This window comes from Bacillus sp. LR--39 (assembly GCF_053613335.1).
Map to the genome: position 1 here is coordinate 1 of NZ_JBSIOT010001032.1, position 652 is coordinate 652.

A 652-nucleotide genomic window follows, 5' to 3' on the forward strand; every position below is an offset into this window, starting at 1 on the left:
CGCCAGGTACAGTTTTAGAGATTGGGCCAGAAAAAAAGTTCAGGCCTACCCTGCCATACAAAGCTACGAGGCTTCCTTCAACAAAAACGCTTTTACCGCTGTTTTATTAGGAAGGCTGATACCAGTCATACCTTCCCTTATAATGAATGTGATCTGCGGTCTGAGCCAGGTTCGCTGGCATGTTTTTTTCTTTGCGTCTTTAATAGGGAAAATCCCCAATATTGTTGTTGTCACTATTGCAGGCGCCAACTTCACCAGCAATAAATTATTGTCTATCAGCATTTACGGTGCATATATTCTGATCATCATGCTGGTCATTTATAAAAAGTTTCCTCATCTTCTGAAGGTGCCAAAAAAATAAGGAGGCTTGTTGGCCCCCTTACTTTTTTTCTGTCGCATGGCCTCCAAATTCATTTCGAAGCGCAGCGACAACCTTTCCTGTAAACGTATCGTCAGTTAAAGAACGGTATCTCATCATCAGTGACATGGCGATGATCGGAGTTACCGTCTGCAGATCAAGCGCAGTTTCCACCGTCCATTTTCCTTCACCTGAGGAATGCATAATGCCCTTGATCTGATCCAGTTTAGCATCCTTAGAGAAAGCTCACTCAGTCAGTCCCATAAGCCAAGAACGAATGACAGAACCATGATT

At 43.4% G+C, this 652-nt stretch carries 1 protein-coding gene and 1 pseudogene; one reads left to right on the forward strand and one right to left on the reverse strand.

Going from position 1 to position 652, the window contains the following annotated elements:
- On the forward strand, positions 1–361 hold a 361-nt coding region (locus ACWHAR_RS28220), incomplete at its 5' end, for a TVP38/TMEM64 family protein (RefSeq protein ID WP_452088589.1).
- An 18-nt stretch (positions 362–379) separates the two neighbouring features.
- Here ACWHAR_RS28220 and ACWHAR_RS28225 read toward each other — a convergent pair.
- Positions 380–652: pseudogene (locus tag ACWHAR_RS28225) on the reverse strand (phosphogluconate dehydrogenase (NAD(+)-dependent, decarboxylating)); the annotation flags it as partial.